Consider the following 15,404-nt stretch of genomic DNA (forward strand, 5'->3'; position numbering starts at 1 on the left):
TATGACTCTGTCCTCCGATATCCCAATGAGCCGCAGTGAACAAAAGAAACAACAAGTGCTGGTGGCGGCCATTGATTTGTTTTGTCGCCAGGGATTTCCCCATACCAGCATGGATGAAGTGGCGAAACAGGCGGGTGTGTCCAAACAAACTGTGTATTCCCACTATGGCAGTAAAGACGATTTGTTTGTGGCGGCGATAGAGTCCAAATGCGTTGGCCATAACTTAAATGACGACTTACTCAGCGATCCAAGCCAACCCGAAGCTACCCTTACCGAATTTGCACTGCAATTTGGTGAGATGATTGTTAGCCCTGAGGCGATAACCGTATTTAAAGCCTGTGTGGCGCAATCTGAGAGCCACCCAGAAGTCTCGCGATTGTTTTTTGAGGCCGGTCCTAAACATATGCTTGCCATGCTGACCAAGTATCTAATAGCCGTTGAGTCGCTTGGACGATATCGATTCCCACAACCGCATCACTGTGCGGTACGTTTGTGTTTGATGCTGTTTGGCGAGTTGAAACTCAGGTTAGAGCTGGGGTTGGAGACTGAGAGCTTATTGGAGGAACGTGAGCAATATGTTCGAGGTTGTGCCGAGATGTTCTTAAAAGCTTATCGACTGTAACAGCATCAAACGGTTGGTATCAGTTTGTATCTTCTTCGAAAAGAGTGAACTTTTGTTAGAAATCGAGCGTATTATTCGCAACAAATGACTTAACAGTAACGCAAGGAGCAGGCGTGACTAGAACACTTGATTCTCGAGTTAGCATAAAACCCCGCCTAGTGTGCATCGGATTGGGGCTAATGGCTTTTTTTAGCTATTCCGTATCCGCGGCTGAATCGCGACAGCAATATAAACCCTTTAAGCTGAGTGTCTCGCAAATTAGTACCCAGAGCGCCGCGGTGGCTAATGGCGATACTGAGTTGCAGCGTGACAGCTTATTACTCAACGCCAGCGTCAATATTCCCCTCGATAAACAGTGGTCTATTGGAATGCGAGTCGGTTACGACAGGCTCGACTATGATTGGCGCAATATCCGTTTAACGGGGGCGAATAACGCTGCCGGCCTGTTTAGTGATACGGGTGAAACCTGGGAAAATATCGACCGTTACCGTGCGGGTATTTCCCTTCACTATCGGATGGATAAGCATTGGTCTTTTATGCTGTCACCACAAATTCAATATGCCTATGCCGATACTGCATCCTCTAGCCATGCGCAGAGTTATGGTGTGGTAGCCTCAGCTATGTATGCCTTCGAGTCAGGCAATATGCTCGGTTTTGGTGTTGCGTATTTAAACGATATCGATGAAGTGCGCACTATGCCCTATCTGGCAGTGAGTTGGCAGATAAATGACCGTTGGCGTTTAGCAAACCCTTTCCAAGCTGGATTTAGCGGTCCCGCGGGCTTGGAGCTGAGTTATCAAGTGAGCCCCGCCTGGAATGTCGGATTTGGCAATTCACGTCGTACCGAGCGATTTTTAATCGCCGATAAAGAAACCGTGGTGGAGACCAATGAATGGGTGAGTTATTTGCGCGCCGGCTGGCAAGCGACACCTGCCATTGCGCTGAACCTCTATGCGGGTTACTACTTTAATGGCGAATTAGAAGTCACCGATCAAGCGGCGCTCGACCTCGATAACCAAGGCGCTGCGGCCTTGGATCTCGAGTTTCGATTTTAGTTACTGGCCCAGCATAGCCTCTTTGAGGCTCTTCTGGGCAGGTTTTTCCCCTAACCAAATCTTGAGTAAGGCCTGACGGAACATTTCCCCTTCAATTGTCGCTTGTTCTTGACCATTTTTATAGGCGGTAACACCACGGCTTTTGTTGGCGACCAAGGTAAATTGATCGCCTTCTTTGATTTCATCCTTAAATAGCGCCATAAAAGCATCAATTTGCGGCTGAATATCCGTCGTATTCTCGGCAGTTGCGTGTTCAAACCCTTCGATTATCGCATCACGCATTTTCTCGGACGTAATCATTCCAGATGTAATATTGAGGCGAATCGCTGCAATCGGGGCATTGATCACCTCAGTCGTGGTTTTGCTGGGGGTGGGAACGTACAGACTACCGACATACAAATCCATAAAGAATTTGCTGCGAACGCCAGCACCATTTAATTGCAGCGCCTGAGCATCGAGCGTGATGCTGTGGGCAACTTGGACACCAGAAATTTCTTTAGCTTGGGTCAATAGTGGAAAAAGCAAAGCAGTAGTAAGCGTCAGGGTTGAGAGTAACTTCATCATACACCTCATATTTTTGTAGTTATGACCGTTGAGAACATCAATAATATTTACGTCTAAACGGGGATTAATTTGTTGATTGCCACGCGATACTAATCGAAAGCAAAGAAGAGCGATAGCTCAATGTGCGCAAGCTATCGCCTAAGATATGAATCAAGCAGGACTGCTTTCATTTGTTGGATATCCTAAGAAAGCAAGAGGTTGGAATTAATGGCTCAACCCGTTTGACTTATTAGCTGGCGTAGTTAGCCACGAACCCCTAGCTTATATTGACCGTTTTGTTCAAACATTACTGCCTGTTTTTGTTTCGGGGAGATCAGGAGCGGGCCATCATCGAAGAACAGAAAGCACTTCCAATTGCGGACAAATACATCCCAACGAGTCTCAATCACTTGATATTTTTCGTAACAAAAATAGACAGGTGTAGCATCTGGCCACTGGATAAACTCTGCCAGCATCTCGGGTAAGCTGTTATCTTCACTGTCCCAAGCACTCTGCCAATGATCCGTTTTGACCCATGCGTTGGCTTTAGCGGCCCAATCCCCTTTAGTAAACTGCTCGGCGCGGCTACTTTTATTGCTAATCCACTGATTCCAAATTTCCATCGATGATTTCTCTGTTAGAGGCTTAATCGAGAGTTTATCTTCATTAGAAACAGGTAAATCTTTATGGTTAAAAATCCATTTACGTTTGTAATGCTCTAGCGATACGTACGTAAGCAACAATCGAATTCTCCTGCTGGTGATATAATGGTGGAAGCTGATTTTCAGCAGTTGTTATGGACGCTATATTATACTCAATAGGTTATTTTTGTGAATAAAAAGCCAGAGTAAATCTGGCTTTTTAGCAAAAGAGTCTATATTTCAATGCTTAAATATGTGATTGCAACCAGTTGATATACTCGTGTGCAACCCGATTGTCAGGATCGGCTTGTAACACTTGATTAAATGCGGTTTCAGCATTAGCGAATTGATTAATATCAATCATAAATAATCCGAACTTAATCCATGTGGAGATATCGTTAGGGTATTTTTCTAAATAATCTAAATATAAATTAATTGAATCTTGATGTTTCCCTTGTAGCTTTAATATGTGGGCATATTGAGGAATATATTCATCAATGTTATCAGCTAATTTCGCTATCGCATACTCAGCAATGTCTATTTTTCCTTGTCTTAATGCGAGTAGACTGATCTGCTTTAACTCAATTTCAGATTGTAAGTTTTCATCTAATTCGAGTAAAACTAGCAGTGCTTCATTTTCTTTCTGCTCTAAAAGTAGCTGATGACTATATGCAAGATGATAGAGACGCTTAGCGGCTTGATCTTTTTTAGCTAACTCTCTTAGATTTAATGTCATCTTGACCAAGCCAGTATGATCATTGTCTCTAATAAGCACAATTATCTTTTCGAAGACATTCTCCATCGAGGCCGACTCTTTGACGTTCTCTATGTATTCCTCAGGTACGACAGTGAGTTGTTCTTGGTATTCATCGAGAACTGATTGTATAAGATGGCGATATTCTTCCAATAATTGAGCATTCTGCTTAAATTTTTGATGCTCTTGCCAATTTGGGTGATTTTCTAACCATATATTGATGCGACCATGTTGTTTTTCAGTACGCCAAAATTGTACTAGAGGTTTTAGATCGGCATCTTGAGATAATTCATTAATTCTATGAGTTAATCTTGCCTGACTATCATTAGCTAATCGTATTAACTGCTCTGCGATACTGATAAATGCTTTATAGTAGTTTTCGGTCATATCTAACACATGTAAAGTATCCCATTCCTCGGTCTTTTTGGTGGTTAAAAAGGCGGAAAACTCTGAAAAACCATAGGTTTTGATTAATTTAACTATGCCAGAGTGACTTTTGTTTATTTTTTTATCAATAAAATCAATTTTATTGAATATTTTTTGTACTGCATGAGGTGGTTTTGTTTGAACTTTAAGTTGTTGGCTTAAATCTAAAATATCCTTAGATAAAGTGACAATCTTACTAAGTGTAGTTATTAGTCCGTTTATTTCTTTTTTAGAAATAAGATTATCTTGCTTTTTATCTTCCAAACTAAAGTGAGGAACCCAGTCAAGTAACTCAAGGGGAGATGGCTCTTCGGTCTGTAGGTTTATATGTTCTGTATTCTTATATTTTATACCGTTCACTTTTGCAGCATTGAGAGATAGATTGATAAAATCAATTTCAGGATTTATATTAGCTTCTGCAGCTAAAGCTTCAATAGCCAATTTTAGTTGGGTAACAGTTTCAGCTTTTTCTCCTCCATAGGTATCTATCCATTCACCCATGATCCCTAAATTAGGTCCAAGGGTCGATTCAACAGAATCTTTGGTATGTGTAAAACCTGTGTTAGTGAAACATAAATCAACTCCCGTGAGTAAAATATTTGAAAAGCCCATCTTAGTTGCCAGATGAACGGCAGCATTAGTTACTGTTGGTCCTATTGTTTCAATATTTTCTTTGTCTTCCAGTTGCCAAGGATATTTATTATCCATGAAAAGGTTTTTTCCTTGCCATTGGCCTAGGAGCCTGGAATTCACATGAAAAGAGTTTACAAATAAACTGGAATTTGCAAGGGGCATCATATCTCTATTGACTTCAAAACTAAAATCATAGGGATCTACTGATACGATAATATGAGGCGTGATCCCAGCTTTATACAATTTACCTGCAATACGTGATACCGCAATGATAAAGAGATACTTAGAGTGAGATCGTATCCAGTCTATTTGATCATCTAATGAAGGACCTCCAGCAACGATAAGACAAGTATGCCCGGTGAATCTATTTGCTAATAGGGAAGCTGGGAGTACATTTTCAGAAATGTTTTTAAATTGTTCTTCAAAATATTTTTGTTGTGATGAGTTTACTCTTTGTTCTAAGTAGCCAGCTTCTAAAATTTTGATTATTTGAGTATTTAAAATGCTGTATTCTGGAAGGTGGCTTGATGTAGCTCCTAAGCTTCGATAATGCTTAAAGTGATTTTTAAGTATATAGACTCCATATGTATCAGAGGAAAAATTCTCTTGGAAGTCTTCATAGTTATAAATAAATAATTGATTTTCTATTTCTTTGGGGATATCAATGTTGAGGAGATTAAGCACCTCATCTAATTCAACAAAAATAAATATGCTGCCCTTAGGTATGCCTTGTTCAAGAAGATAGTTTACCAGCAAGCCAGAGTCTAATCCGGTAACGACTTGTAACATATCTTCTTTGGCGAAGTCATTCTTGAACTTTTTATCGTATTGCGTTTTTGAATCAATAGATTCAAACATACTCCGGTTAACACTTGGGAGATAATATTCATTAAATCGACTGATAGAGAAAGTGTTTTGTATATTGGATTTATGTAAACTCATCAGTTCCTCGTTAAAATCGATTTTTCTATGAAAATTAATATAGTGATACAATAATGTTCTATCTTTTTTAGCTATTTAAACCGCCAAATTAATCACTATATTTAACTAGTTACATAATTTTCTTAATTATTTTCGCTGGTTGCCCTGCAACAACGACATAGGGCGGTACGTCTTTGGTGACCACAGAGCCCGCTCCCACTACACTATTTGCTCCGATTGTTACCCCTGGTAAAATAATTGCATTGGCCCCAATCCATGATCCTCGACAGATAAGTACGGGTTCTACAGGTTTATGTCCCTGAAAGAAAATGGCTTGATTCGGATCGGCAAATTCATGGTTAGAGGTATAAATATGTACACCAGAACCAATCAGAACAAAATCTTCGATAGTGATGTTGACTGAGTTACCGCAGTGTTCGGAGCCAAAAAGCATAGTCCCTGGTCTAAGTACGACTTCATCGCCAATACTAATATGATCACAGCAGATGGCATAACTGCCAGGTCTCATAGCACTATTACGACCAAATTTTGCAAATTTATTTTTGCACAACCATCTACCAAGGCGCTTTGAGTGTAAAAGAAAATGAGTCAGAGGTATGTCTGGCCCAATGCGTTTTACTTTTAACCAATAGCAAAGTTTTTTTAGCATAATTTATAATGTGAACCCATCATCAATAATGATGTTTTGCCCTGTAACATATTGAGATTGTTGTGACAGTAAAAATGTTATTGAACCAACAATATCACTCGGGGCTAACATTCCATGGCCATTTGTTGAGTCTTTATATGCCTTTAGAAATGAAGCTGGTTGGTTATCAAAAATGCCTCCAGGGCTGATACTGTTGATCCTAAAGCGGTTGTCTTTAATAAATGCCACTACGTATTTACTTAGGTGTAGTAGGGCAGATTTGATAGCGGCATATTCAACTGGCATAGTCATTGGGGTGCCTTCATATAACGAAAATTTTGGTGTTACAACACCATAAATTGATGAAATATTGACTACCGACATGGGGGATTGTTGCCTGACAAATAGGGCTGCACATTGCTGCATAAAAAGAAATGAAGAACCTAAATGTAGTGATAGATTTTCATTAAAGCTCTCTAGGCTGACCTCTAAAAATGAAGTGCCATACTGCGTATTTCGAGGATAGGCACAATTAACTGCACCAGAAAGTTCACTAAGGCCGGAAAAAAACTGTTTCACTGCCACTTCATCTGTAATGTCTAGTTCAACTAAGGTTAACGAATTTCCATAATCCTGAATGAGATCTTGAAACTTAAGTCTCATTGTTGAATTTGAACGATCTACAGCTAGTACTTTTGCGCCTTGGGCGAGTATAGATGCTGTTACTTGGGAGCCGAGCAAACCTGCAGCACCGGTGATAAGTATTGTTTTTCCCGTTAGCATAACTGTCCTTTGCTGCTTAAAATGGCTTCAGCCAGCTTAAAATCATAAATATCATCAATATCGACCGCTCTTTCTTTCGGCACTATGATATGCGCGACATTACCTGCGAAAAGATTGTGGGCTCTTTGAATGTAGCTTGGTTTGGCCACATAAACAACAGTAGTAATATCATAAACTTGGGGGGCGTCCTGTCGCCGATATACTTCAGTTGAAGGCGCATTGACCAATTCAACATTACCGGATGCACTTTCTTTGACCATATTAAAGTATGGGCTACGATTTGCCGGAGTGGTGGAGATACAAATATCAACCTTACTACTATTAAGCTTATTCATCGCAGATTCGACATCTTCCACACTTCGTAATGGACTTGTAGCGGGTAAACTGATGAATTGCTCAAATTCGCCATATTTATGGTTTACCCAGTCGATTGCGTGCTGCCAAGAAAGCCATTCTGGTGAATTATCTGTGGCTAAATGTGCTGGTCTGGGTATGATCTCTGCACCTGCAGCTAAACCAATGGTAGCAATTTGATCATCGTCGGTTGAGACAAAGACTTTTTCAATTTTCGTTGTTTGCAGTGCGGTTTCAATGGAATAAATAATTAGGGGTTTTCCAAGTAACTCTTTAATGTTTTTTCCTGGAAGTCCTTTTGAGCCCCCGCGAGCGAAAATAAAGGCGTATCGTGTCATTGAGTGACTCCCCACTCAGCTTGCTGCTTAATTTTTGCGATTAGGCGAATTGTTTGATGTGCGTCTATTAGAGAAGTATTTGTATGTTGTTTATGCTGAATATGGGATACAAATTCTGTCACCATGTTGAGGTACATTTGGTTTTTGTTCCATTCAGGTTGTGAATATAGAAGCTGAGTACCCTCTGAACTATAGTGGCGGATTGTATTGGCGACTAAATCCCAATGTAATCTGCCTTTAGTACCAATAAAAGTGCACTCTCGTTGAGCTTGTTTCTGAATGAAATCCATATGGATGTAGCAAACAGTACCCTGTTGACTGGTTAAAATGAGATCTGCAATCTCTTCCACTTCCAATGCTAGCTCATTTGTCGTTCTTAGCTGTGCGTAGTTGAGTTTTAATGGACCTAATAACCAATACAAATAATCCAACTCATGACTTAACTCTAATAGTGCACCACCACCAAGGGATTTTTGGGCAGATACTGACTTAGAATAATGTTTATTGGGACGCCAGTCGGGCAAATATTGTCCTACAACAGCAGAGCAGTTATATATTTTGCCAATAAGATCTTCTAATAATAGTTGTTTGATAACGATTGCAGAACTGAGATATCGAAGACAATACCCCACCATGACTGGACTATTGTGACTTTGAGCTAGTGCCAAAATACGCTCTGCACTTTCTGGTTCTGCGGCTAATGGCTTTTCTATCAATATGGGGATATTGTGTGTCATTAACGTCGTGGCATGGGTTTCATGCAATGAAGCAGGGGAGGCGATAATCACCAGTTCTGGTTTGTAGTCGATTAACTCGTTTATATTAGAGAGTACAAGATCAGCAAATTCTATTGGCTGATTTGCGACTCTTCCACTTGCAGAAAGCGCAATAACATTCGCTTGTGGGTAAAGTGTTTTTAGGTTTTGTCTATGACGTTTGGCAATGTTACCCAGTCCAATCACAGCGAGTATATTCATTGTTCAAAACCGATAGCACAAATATCAATTTGGGCTTGTTTGAAGTCATCCATACGCCCTATATCGAGCCAATACTCATGAATAGGGAACATAAGAACTTGTCCGCCATCTGTAATTCTTTGTTCTAGAAGTGTTGGCATATCAATATGAGTGTTAGCGGGAACACTTTTTATAATGTCTTGGTTTATAACATAAATACCGGCATTAACAAAAAATCGTTGTACGGGTTTCTCGACCATTTCCGTAATACGATTACCTGTGCCGCTAATCACACCATAAGGGATTTGGTAGTCATATTCACGAACACACATAGTTGCATCAGCATTATTGTCTTCATGAAATTTAAGTAAGTGTTGGAAATCGACTTTAGTTAAAATATCACCGTTCATCACAATTGTGGGTAATGGTGAAAGGTCTTTTGGAAGCAGGCCGACGGCTCCACCAGTTCCTAATGGTGTAGTTTCATGGACGTAGTTAATATTTACATTCCACCGACTACCATCTCCAAAGTACGATGCAATTTGTTCCGGCATATAGTGAGTAGAAATATAAAAATTAGAAAAACCAGCTTGAATAAAATTAAAGAGTGCAATCTCTAGCAAGGGGCGATTGCCAACCTTAAGCATAGGCTTGGGGCATTTATCAGTTAAGGGCTTTAGACGTGTTCCAAAGCCTCCCGCCATGATAAGCACTGGATTCTCATAATGCGCTTTTTGTTGTGCACTTTTTAAGGTCTCTAATCCTACAAGAATATGATCTTTAACGAGCGGAATAGATAGAACACTGTACTGTTGCATTAATTGCAGCAGTTTCTTTTTTGAAGTGTTAGGGGAAGCTGTCTTAGGATTGGTGTTCATCACTTGAGTCACAAGGGCGTCAAGTGATAGGTTATTGAGTAAACCTCTTCGAATATCACCGTCGGTGATGATACCTAATAGACGTTCATTTTCATCAGTCACTAATGCAACTTGAAGCGCTTGTGAGTTAATTAGTTGTAAGGCATCACGAAGTGTTTTGTCAGGTGATATTGTCACTTTACTCAATATTGGGTTCATATTATGACCTTTCCTTTATATTACTGCGGTACCCATAAGTTATCGAATTATCGGGCATATCTTTAGTCACTGTGGCCCCCGCCGCGATAATGCAATTTTTACCTATTGAGATACCTTGTATCACATTGGCACCCGTAGCAATATGAGTGCGTTCGCCTATATGAACTCCGCCACAAATAATTGCACCTGGGGCGATATGGCAGTCATTGCCTATATCACAATCGTGTTCAATGATTGCGCCTGAATTAATTATTGTACCTCTGCCAATGCTTGCACCCGTTTGTATGATAGACCCAGTTAAAATTTGTGCGCCAGCGCCAATAGCGGCATATGACGATAACATCGCATGCTTAGATATTACGGATTCAAATTCATAATTAAGCTGAGTAAAGTGAGTAAATAGTTTATGGCGTAAATGTTGCCCTGGTAAGGAACCTAAACCATTGACTAATCTAACCTCATTACAAGGGAATTGCAAAATATCATCATCAGAATCAAAGTGTTGTATATCGCTAAAGAGCGGACTACGGCCTTTGCTAGGGCTAACCACAGCTAACAAAGTGTAACCTTGTTGCAGTAAGATTTCTGTTAATACACTGGCATGTCCGCCAGAGCCAACCATTATGATAGGTTTAGTCATAGATCACCTCACCTGACTGGTAATCTTGCTCTGCACCTGTATTGAGTTTTTGCCAATACTTGTATGGACTTGTGCCCGTTCCTGGGCGTTTGACCGCAAGATTGTTGACTGAAAATAGCTCGCCCTTTTTTATGCTTGTCGTAGTTACTAAGCTTTTTCTTGCAAGGGTTAGATTTGTCAGTTCAGCGGGCTGAGGCGTTTTTATACCATTACCCATTGCCTGCTCAACGGTGCGAATCGCAGTAACCATCTCCTTTAGCTCATTGGGCTCAAGTGAGGCCTTATGATCTGGACCTGGTAATTCCTTATCTAGGGTAAAGTGTTTTTCAATAATGCATGCGCCCCGTGCTGCGGCCGCTATAGGAATAGTTATCCCTTGACTATGGTCTGAATACCCTACGGGTAAAGAGAAGGCCGAAGCTAAGGTGTCCATTGCCTTGAGATTGATTTGATCAAAGGGAGCCGGATACTCAGTTGTACAATGAAGTAAAGTTAACTTTGCTTGTAATGCCTGCTGGCCTTGGGACGAGGCATAGGCGGCTTGGAAAGCTTGGGGATCCGGGGGCGTGTTGAGTGGAGATGTTAGGCCAAAGGCAATGACCCCTAATGCCGCTTCAACTTCAGCTAAGGTTGACATGCCCGTGGATAAAATAAGATCACAGCCAGTACGAGCATGCTCAAGTAAAAAGGGGGCATTGGTGATTTCTCCTGAGGCTATTTTGAGCGTCTTTAGTTGCAGAGTATCGACAAGAAATGCCAAGCTTTCAGAATCAAATGCGGTAGATAAAAACTGGATCCCCAGTTTTTGACAATAGCGGATCAAATGTTGATGAGTTTCAAAACTTAGCTCTAAGCGACTTAGCATCGCAAGTTGCGGCTCTATTTTTTGGGTATTCGCGACCTGATAAGCGGCTTGTTGTGCGCTTTCGGTCACTAAGTTTTTAGCATTAAAGGTTTGAAATTTTACTGCGTCAGCCCCTGCTTTATGGGCGGCATCAATCAGCTCAATTGCTAACGCTTCGTTACCATTATGATTGACTCCCGCCTCAGCAATAATTAGCGTCATAATATTTTTATACCTTAAGATCATAAAAAGATTTGTTGGATTTTAGGCGTATAGTTGTTAATAGCTCAATAATCAATTGGCTCGCCTGGCCCTGTCCATATGGGTTAGTAACTGGGGTCAATTGCAGTTGTGGTAAGAGTAAAATCGCCTTATTTATCGCCGTTGTAATAGATAATGAGTCGGGTTGACAATGAATAACGCTTTTGGCTGCTAGGCGGCCTTGTTGTCTGGCACCAATATTGACGGTCGGGACATTAAATGAGGGAACCTCAATAATGCCACTTGAAGAGTTTCCTATCACTGCGGCTGAATATTTCACACAACTTAAATATCTGATTTGACCTAATGACGCAATTGTTAACACTTTTCCCTTAGATTGTTGCGCATAGTCCTGAATTAAACTGATTATCTCTCTACTGCCATTGTCGGCATTGGGATACGTGATAATCACATTATGCAGGGGAAACTGTTCTAGGCTCGTTAGTAAGGCATTAAATGTTTTGATAGCGGGTTCATCTGCCTGTGTAACAGGGTGATAAGTGACTAAAAAGTATGGATGGCTTAAGTCAAAATTCAAATCGGATGATAACTGCTCTGTCGTCATTAATGTGCTGCGATGAATGTGATCTAAGCCAATAGCTCCAACATTGTAGACATTGTCTGGCATCTCACCCATCTGGATCACGCGTTGCTTGTAGGTTTCTGTTGCTGTGCAGTGAATATGACTGAGTTTGGTTATCGCGTGCCGAAATGCATCATCGTAGGCACCTTCTGTGATTTCTCCGCCGTGTATGTGCAATAGGGGAATTTTTAAAATAGCTGCAGTCTGGGCGACCGCAAGAGCTTCAAACCTGTCCCCTAATATGACCAACACATCGGGTTTTAGCCTATCGAGTGCTTCAGCGTAGCCAATAATTCCAAGTCCCATACTTTTGGCTGTACCCACCGCTGAATTGGATGATAATAACATTTCGACTTTTTCATCAATGGAAAAGCCATCCCTTTCAATTTGCTCAAAGGTATTGCCAAATTCTGGCGATAAGTGGCTACCAGAGACGATCAGTTGTAGAGTCAGCGTTGCATTCTCTTGGATATCTTTAAGTAACCAATATAGGAGTCCGTAATCAGCTCTGGTTCCGGTGAACACCGCAATTTTTTTATGCATGATGAGACCCTAACGCAATTGGAGTACTTGGAAGATTAATGAGACGGGATTCAAGCATTTCAGAATTGTCCATTGGGCCACGCATTGCATCTTTAAACATCGGCAGTTTATGCATTAATTTCCATACCGGCCGGGTCATCACACCCGCATCATTAGTCGCTTTTAATATTTCATCACGACGGCGTAAATCTGGGCAAATAATTGCGTTAAGCCAATAATTAGACTTGGCATAATCGGGTTCATTCACAAATTGCCATTCGGTGTTGCTAAAGAAATCTTGGTAGTGTTGTGCCAGTGCTCGTTTTTGCTCAATAAAGAGAGGTAAGCTTTCCATTTGGGCGCAGCCAAGGGCCGCATTTAGATTGGGCATTCGATAATTAAACCCCGCCTCATCATGGTAAAACTCATAAGGGTGGGGCACCTTCGCGGTTGTTGTAATGTGTTTTGCTCGCTCGCCACTGACTTTATTGTGGGCTAATAACATACCTCCGCCGCCAGTGGTGATGATTTTATTGCCATTAAAACTCAGTGCGCCAAAATCCCCCATAGTACCTGTGTGTGCTCCCTTATAGTAAGAACCTAAACTTTCTGCCGCATCTTCAATTAAGACCAGATTCCATTGTTGGCAAATCTGAAGTAATTCATCCAGTTGTGCTGGATGGCCGAAAGTATGCATCGGTAATAGTGCTTTTATTGTTTGGCCGGTTTTTTTATGGATGCATTTTCCGTGTTCATCGATAATGCCATTTTCGGCTAAATAAACGGCGACAGCTTGAGGGCATAGACTGAGACTTGTTGTTGAAATATCGATAAAAATGGGTTCAGCACCTAGATGGTATAAGGTATTACAGGTAGCCACAAAAGTGAGCGCTTGCGTGATAACCAGATCGCCGCGCTTGACATTAGCCATGTACAGGGCCGTATGCAAAGCACTCGTACCACTAGAGGTCGCAACCGCTTTAGGTGATTTGGTAAAGGTCTCTATTTTGCGTTCGAAATCGTTTACGAATCGACCAACACTAGACACAAAAGTGCTAGTAATAGTCTCTGCCACATAAGCTTGCTCATTCCCAGGAAAAGTTGGCGCATGTAAGGGAATAAACTCATTGGTTTGATAAGTGTCGCGAATAAACTCAATCAATGACCACATTAGATTGCTACCTTTAAAATCTAGCGAATTTACATTTTTTCATCGAGAGACTTTCCCGTTTCCCTATGGGCGAAATCGGGTAACATTAACAAAAAAAGATCCAATAACTGTTTTTTAGTCCATGATTTTTCTAAAAGCATAGCTTGAATACTCTGCTCGAAAAACGCGATTAACTTGGCATCGTATTGGAGCTCATTTTTGATAATGCCCAATTCAGCAAAGCTATTCATGTCCAGTGTCTCTTTTTCCGTGAAAAACTCCTCAAAATCCTTTTCACCTGAGGTATCACTAACACTGAAATAGCACGGCCATAACCCTTTGGCTGGTAAAGTAAATGAGAGTTCTCTTGCCTCATCTTCACTGTTACAAATATAGGCTTTATAACCACGAGTTAACAGGTAGCGGGTTGCGATATCGGCAAAGGAGATAAGGTGTTGTGACTCATCGAGCTTGGGAAAGTAAATGTCTCTATTTTCACCGAAAATACACGACATCAAACAAAGCTCTCCAGACTCCTGAGGCGTCAAAAAATAGCGTTTTACATCAGTAGGTGCAACTATGGGTTGTTGTTTTAACATTCGTTGGTTAAAGCTATGCAGTAAAGAACCATCGGAAAAGGCAACATTGGCAAACCGTGCAGTAGAAATAGCCAACTGTTCACTGCCGCGCATCAAAAACATTTCCATGATACGTTTTGATGCTCCCATCATATTCACTGGGTTAGCCGCTTTATCGGTAGAAACACAAAAATATTTTTTAACCCCATTGGCAATCGATTGCTTAATCGTTTTGTCAGTATTAAGAATATTGACGTTAATCATGCGCATCAAAGTGAAGGGGTCTTTCTCGCTTCTCACATGCTTAAGTGCCGAGAGATTAAGGACATAATCATACTGGCCATCTCTAGCGATGAAAGCATCATATTCAATGGAGTCGACATCAAGGGCAAACGTTTGAAAGTCACCCGCAATATAGCCAAAGGAGCTACGTATATCCCTGACCAGCTCAGCTAAATTATTCTCACTGAGATCGACAACATGCAACTTGAGCGGAGAGCGTTTAAAGATTTCTTTAACAACCGCTTGACCAATAGAGCCCGCGCCACCGATAACGAGAAAACGTGAGCGATTGACCTCTTGATTTAACAAGGGATTATGATGGCTGATGTCTGATACGAAAAGTGCGCTCTCCCTTCCTATCAATTTCAAAATGTCCGTCATTGGGGATCCTATTGGTGTTGGATATGCTTATGCAAAATTGAGTTAGAAAATCTAAGTTACTACACAGAAAACTAAATTTTATCTTATTTTTGTATTCACATGATGAATCTAGTTTGACCTACTTCATAAAGTTAATGCAAAAAATGAACCAAATGCCAGATGGTTTTTAGCTTATCACCAATGCCTTGATTTTATTTGGTTATGAAGTGAGTGAAAATAGTGTGGTTTGCAGCCGTGACATGCGAAGGCTGTTCTTGACAACAATTTGGCGTTTAACGCGTGGGTTTATTTAAATATGAATAAAGCCTAAAGCTTTTAAGTGTTTGTACAGTGCCTTTCGGGTACCACTTTTTCGTTTTGTTACCCATGAGCTTAGTCGTTAATTATTGACTGAGGAGTGATTCTTGGCTGC

Annotated in this window: 15 protein-coding genes; 2 read left to right on the plus strand and 13 right to left on the minus strand. The window is 40.9% G+C overall.

The annotated features are described in order from the left end of the window. Position 1 precedes the first annotated feature (1 nt). Both ACK5NH_RS08485 and ACK5NH_RS08490 read left to right on the plus strand, forming a co-directional pair. Positions 2 to 622 (plus strand): TetR/AcrR family transcriptional regulator, encoded by a 621-nt coding sequence (locus ACK5NH_RS08485; protein ID WP_416919188.1) that lies wholly within the window; start codon positions 2 to 4, stop codon positions 620 to 622. A 179-nt stretch (positions 623 to 801) separates the two neighbouring features. Next, positions 802 to 1,677 (plus strand): DUF6268 family outer membrane beta-barrel protein, encoded by an 876-nt coding sequence (locus ACK5NH_RS08490; RefSeq protein WP_416919189.1) that lies wholly within the window; start codon positions 802 to 804, stop codon positions 1,675 to 1,677. Here the strand turns inward: ACK5NH_RS08490 and ACK5NH_RS08495 are convergent, their stop codons facing one another. The 13 genes from ACK5NH_RS08495 to ACK5NH_RS08555 form a co-directional block, all read right to left on the minus strand. Beyond that, positions 1,678 to 2,238, minus strand: coding sequence for a chalcone isomerase family protein (locus ACK5NH_RS08495; protein ID WP_416919402.1), 561 nt, complete (start codon positions 2,236 to 2,238; stop codon positions 1,678 to 1,680). It abuts the gene before it with no gap. Positions 2,239 to 2,483: 245 nt separating this feature from the next. Continuing rightward, positions 2,484 to 2,960 carry a DUF2947 domain-containing protein gene (locus ACK5NH_RS08500; protein WP_416919404.1) on the minus strand — a complete coding sequence of 159 codons (477 nt, stop codon included), beginning with the start codon at positions 2,958 to 2,960 and terminating at the stop codon, positions 2,484 to 2,486. A gap of 148 nt (positions 2,961 to 3,108) precedes the next feature. After that, a complete protein-coding gene (locus ACK5NH_RS08505) occupies positions 3,109 to 5,616 on the minus strand; it encodes a 6-hydroxymethylpterin diphosphokinase MptE-like protein (RefSeq protein WP_416919191.1) in 2,508 nt (835 codons plus the stop codon). A 109-nt stretch (positions 5,617 to 5,725) separates the two neighbouring features. Then, positions 5,726 to 6,265, minus strand: a complete 540-nt coding sequence (locus ACK5NH_RS08510) for an acyltransferase (protein ID WP_416919193.1) — start codon at positions 6,263 to 6,265, stop codon at positions 5,726 to 5,728. A gap of 3 nt (positions 6,266 to 6,268) precedes the next feature. Further along, positions 6,269 to 7,027: an oxidoreductase gene (locus ACK5NH_RS08515; RefSeq protein WP_416919195.1), complete on the minus strand. Its 759-nt coding sequence runs from the start codon at positions 7,025 to 7,027 to the stop codon at positions 6,269 to 6,271. Beyond that, positions 7,021 to 7,719, minus strand: a complete 699-nt coding sequence (locus tag ACK5NH_RS08520) for a cytidylyltransferase domain-containing protein (protein WP_416919197.1) — start codon at positions 7,717 to 7,719, stop codon at positions 7,021 to 7,023. The genes ACK5NH_RS08515 and ACK5NH_RS08520 overlap by 7 nt, the downstream gene beginning before the upstream one ends. Further along, positions 7,716 to 8,696, minus strand: a complete 981-nt coding sequence (locus ACK5NH_RS08525) for a Gfo/Idh/MocA family protein (RefSeq protein WP_416919199.1) — start codon at positions 8,694 to 8,696, stop codon at positions 7,716 to 7,718. Before ACK5NH_RS08525 ends, ACK5NH_RS08520 begins: the two co-directional genes overlap by 4 nt. Next, positions 8,693 to 9,751 carry a nucleotidyltransferase family protein gene (locus ACK5NH_RS08530; protein WP_416919201.1) on the minus strand — a complete coding sequence of 353 codons (1,059 nt, stop codon included), beginning with the start codon at positions 9,749 to 9,751 and terminating at the stop codon, positions 8,693 to 8,695. The genes ACK5NH_RS08525 and ACK5NH_RS08530 overlap by 4 nt, the downstream gene beginning before the upstream one ends. Position 9,752: 1 nt before the next feature. Then, positions 9,753 to 10,391, minus strand: coding sequence for an acetyltransferase (locus ACK5NH_RS08535; RefSeq protein ID WP_416919203.1), 639 nt, complete (start codon positions 10,389 to 10,391; stop codon positions 9,753 to 9,755). Then, complete coding sequence (gene neuB, locus ACK5NH_RS08540) at positions 10,384 to 11,457, minus strand: N-acetylneuraminate synthase (RefSeq protein WP_416919205.1); 1,074 nt, start codon at positions 11,455 to 11,457, stop codon at positions 10,384 to 10,386. The genes ACK5NH_RS08535 and neuB overlap by 8 nt, the downstream gene beginning before the upstream one ends. A 7-nt stretch (positions 11,458 to 11,464) precedes the next feature. Beyond that, on the minus strand, positions 11,465 to 12,622 hold the full coding sequence (neuC, locus tag ACK5NH_RS08545; RefSeq protein WP_416919207.1) for a UDP-N-acetylglucosamine 2-epimerase: 1,158 nt from the start codon (positions 12,620 to 12,622) through the stop codon (positions 11,465 to 11,467). Continuing rightward, on the minus strand, positions 12,615 to 13,772 hold the full coding sequence (locus tag ACK5NH_RS08550) for a LegC family aminotransferase (protein ID WP_416919209.1): 1,158 nt from the start codon (positions 13,770 to 13,772) through the stop codon (positions 12,615 to 12,617). The genes neuC and ACK5NH_RS08550 overlap by 8 nt, the downstream gene beginning before the upstream one ends. 29 nt (positions 13,773 to 13,801) lie before the next feature. Beyond that, entirely contained in the window at positions 13,802 to 14,992 is a 1,191-nt protein-coding gene (locus ACK5NH_RS08555) for a UDP-N-acetylglucosamine 4,6-dehydratase (RefSeq protein ID WP_416919211.1), read from the minus strand. Positions 14,993 to 15,404 lie beyond the last annotated feature (412 nt).

The sequence above is a fragment of the Shewanella sp. genome (assembly GCF_047975355.1).
Taxonomy (GTDB): Bacteria; Pseudomonadota; Gammaproteobacteria; order Enterobacterales; family Shewanellaceae; genus Shewanella.

What these genes read in the sequence shown, in the direction of transcription:
- ACK5NH_RS08485 (WP_416919188.1), top strand. Translation starts at nt 2, where the DNA reads ATGACTCTGTCCTCCGATATCCCAATGAGCCGCAGTGAACAAAAGAAA.
- ACK5NH_RS08490 (WP_416919189.1), top strand. Translation starts at nt 802, where the DNA reads ATGGCTTTTTTTAGCTATTCCGTATCCGCGGCTGAATCGCGACAGCAA.
- ACK5NH_RS08495 (WP_416919402.1), bottom strand. Translation starts at nt 2,238, where the DNA reads ATGAAGTTACTCTCAACCCTGACGCTTACTACTGCTTTGCTTTTTCCA.
- ACK5NH_RS08505 (WP_416919191.1), bottom strand. Translation starts at nt 5,616, where the DNA reads ATGAGTTTACATAAATCCAATATACAAAACACTTTCTCTATCAGTCGA.
- ACK5NH_RS08510 (WP_416919193.1), bottom strand. Translation starts at nt 6,265, where the DNA reads ATGCTAAAAAAACTTTGCTATTGGTTAAAAGTAAAACGCATTGGGCCA.
- ACK5NH_RS08515 (WP_416919195.1), bottom strand. Translation starts at nt 7,027, where the DNA reads ATGCTAACGGGAAAAACAATACTTATCACCGGTGCTGCAGGTTTGCTC.
- ACK5NH_RS08520 (WP_416919197.1), bottom strand. Translation starts at nt 7,719, where the DNA reads ATGACACGATACGCCTTTATTTTCGCTCGCGGGGGCTCAAAAGGACTT.
- ACK5NH_RS08525 (WP_416919199.1), bottom strand. Translation starts at nt 8,696, where the DNA reads ATGAATATACTCGCTGTGATTGGACTGGGTAACATTGCCAAACGTCAT.
- ACK5NH_RS08530 (WP_416919201.1), bottom strand. Translation starts at nt 9,751, where the DNA reads ATGAACCCAATATTGAGTAAAGTGACAATATCACCTGACAAAACACTT.
- ACK5NH_RS08535 (WP_416919203.1), bottom strand. Translation starts at nt 10,391, where the DNA reads ATGACTAAACCTATCATAATGGTTGGCTCTGGCGGACATGCCAGTGTA.
- neuB (WP_416919205.1), bottom strand. Translation starts at nt 11,457, where the DNA reads ATGACGCTAATTATTGCTGAGGCGGGAGTCAATCATAATGGTAACGAA.
- neuC (WP_416919207.1), bottom strand. Translation starts at nt 12,622, where the DNA reads ATGCATAAAAAAATTGCGGTGTTCACCGGAACCAGAGCTGATTACGGA.
- ACK5NH_RS08550 (WP_416919209.1), bottom strand. Translation starts at nt 13,772, where the DNA reads ATGTGGTCATTGATTGAGTTTATTCGCGACACTTATCAAACCAATGAG.
- ACK5NH_RS08555 (WP_416919211.1), bottom strand. Translation starts at nt 14,992, where the DNA reads ATGACGGACATTTTGAAATTGATAGGAAGGGAGAGCGCACTTTTCGTA.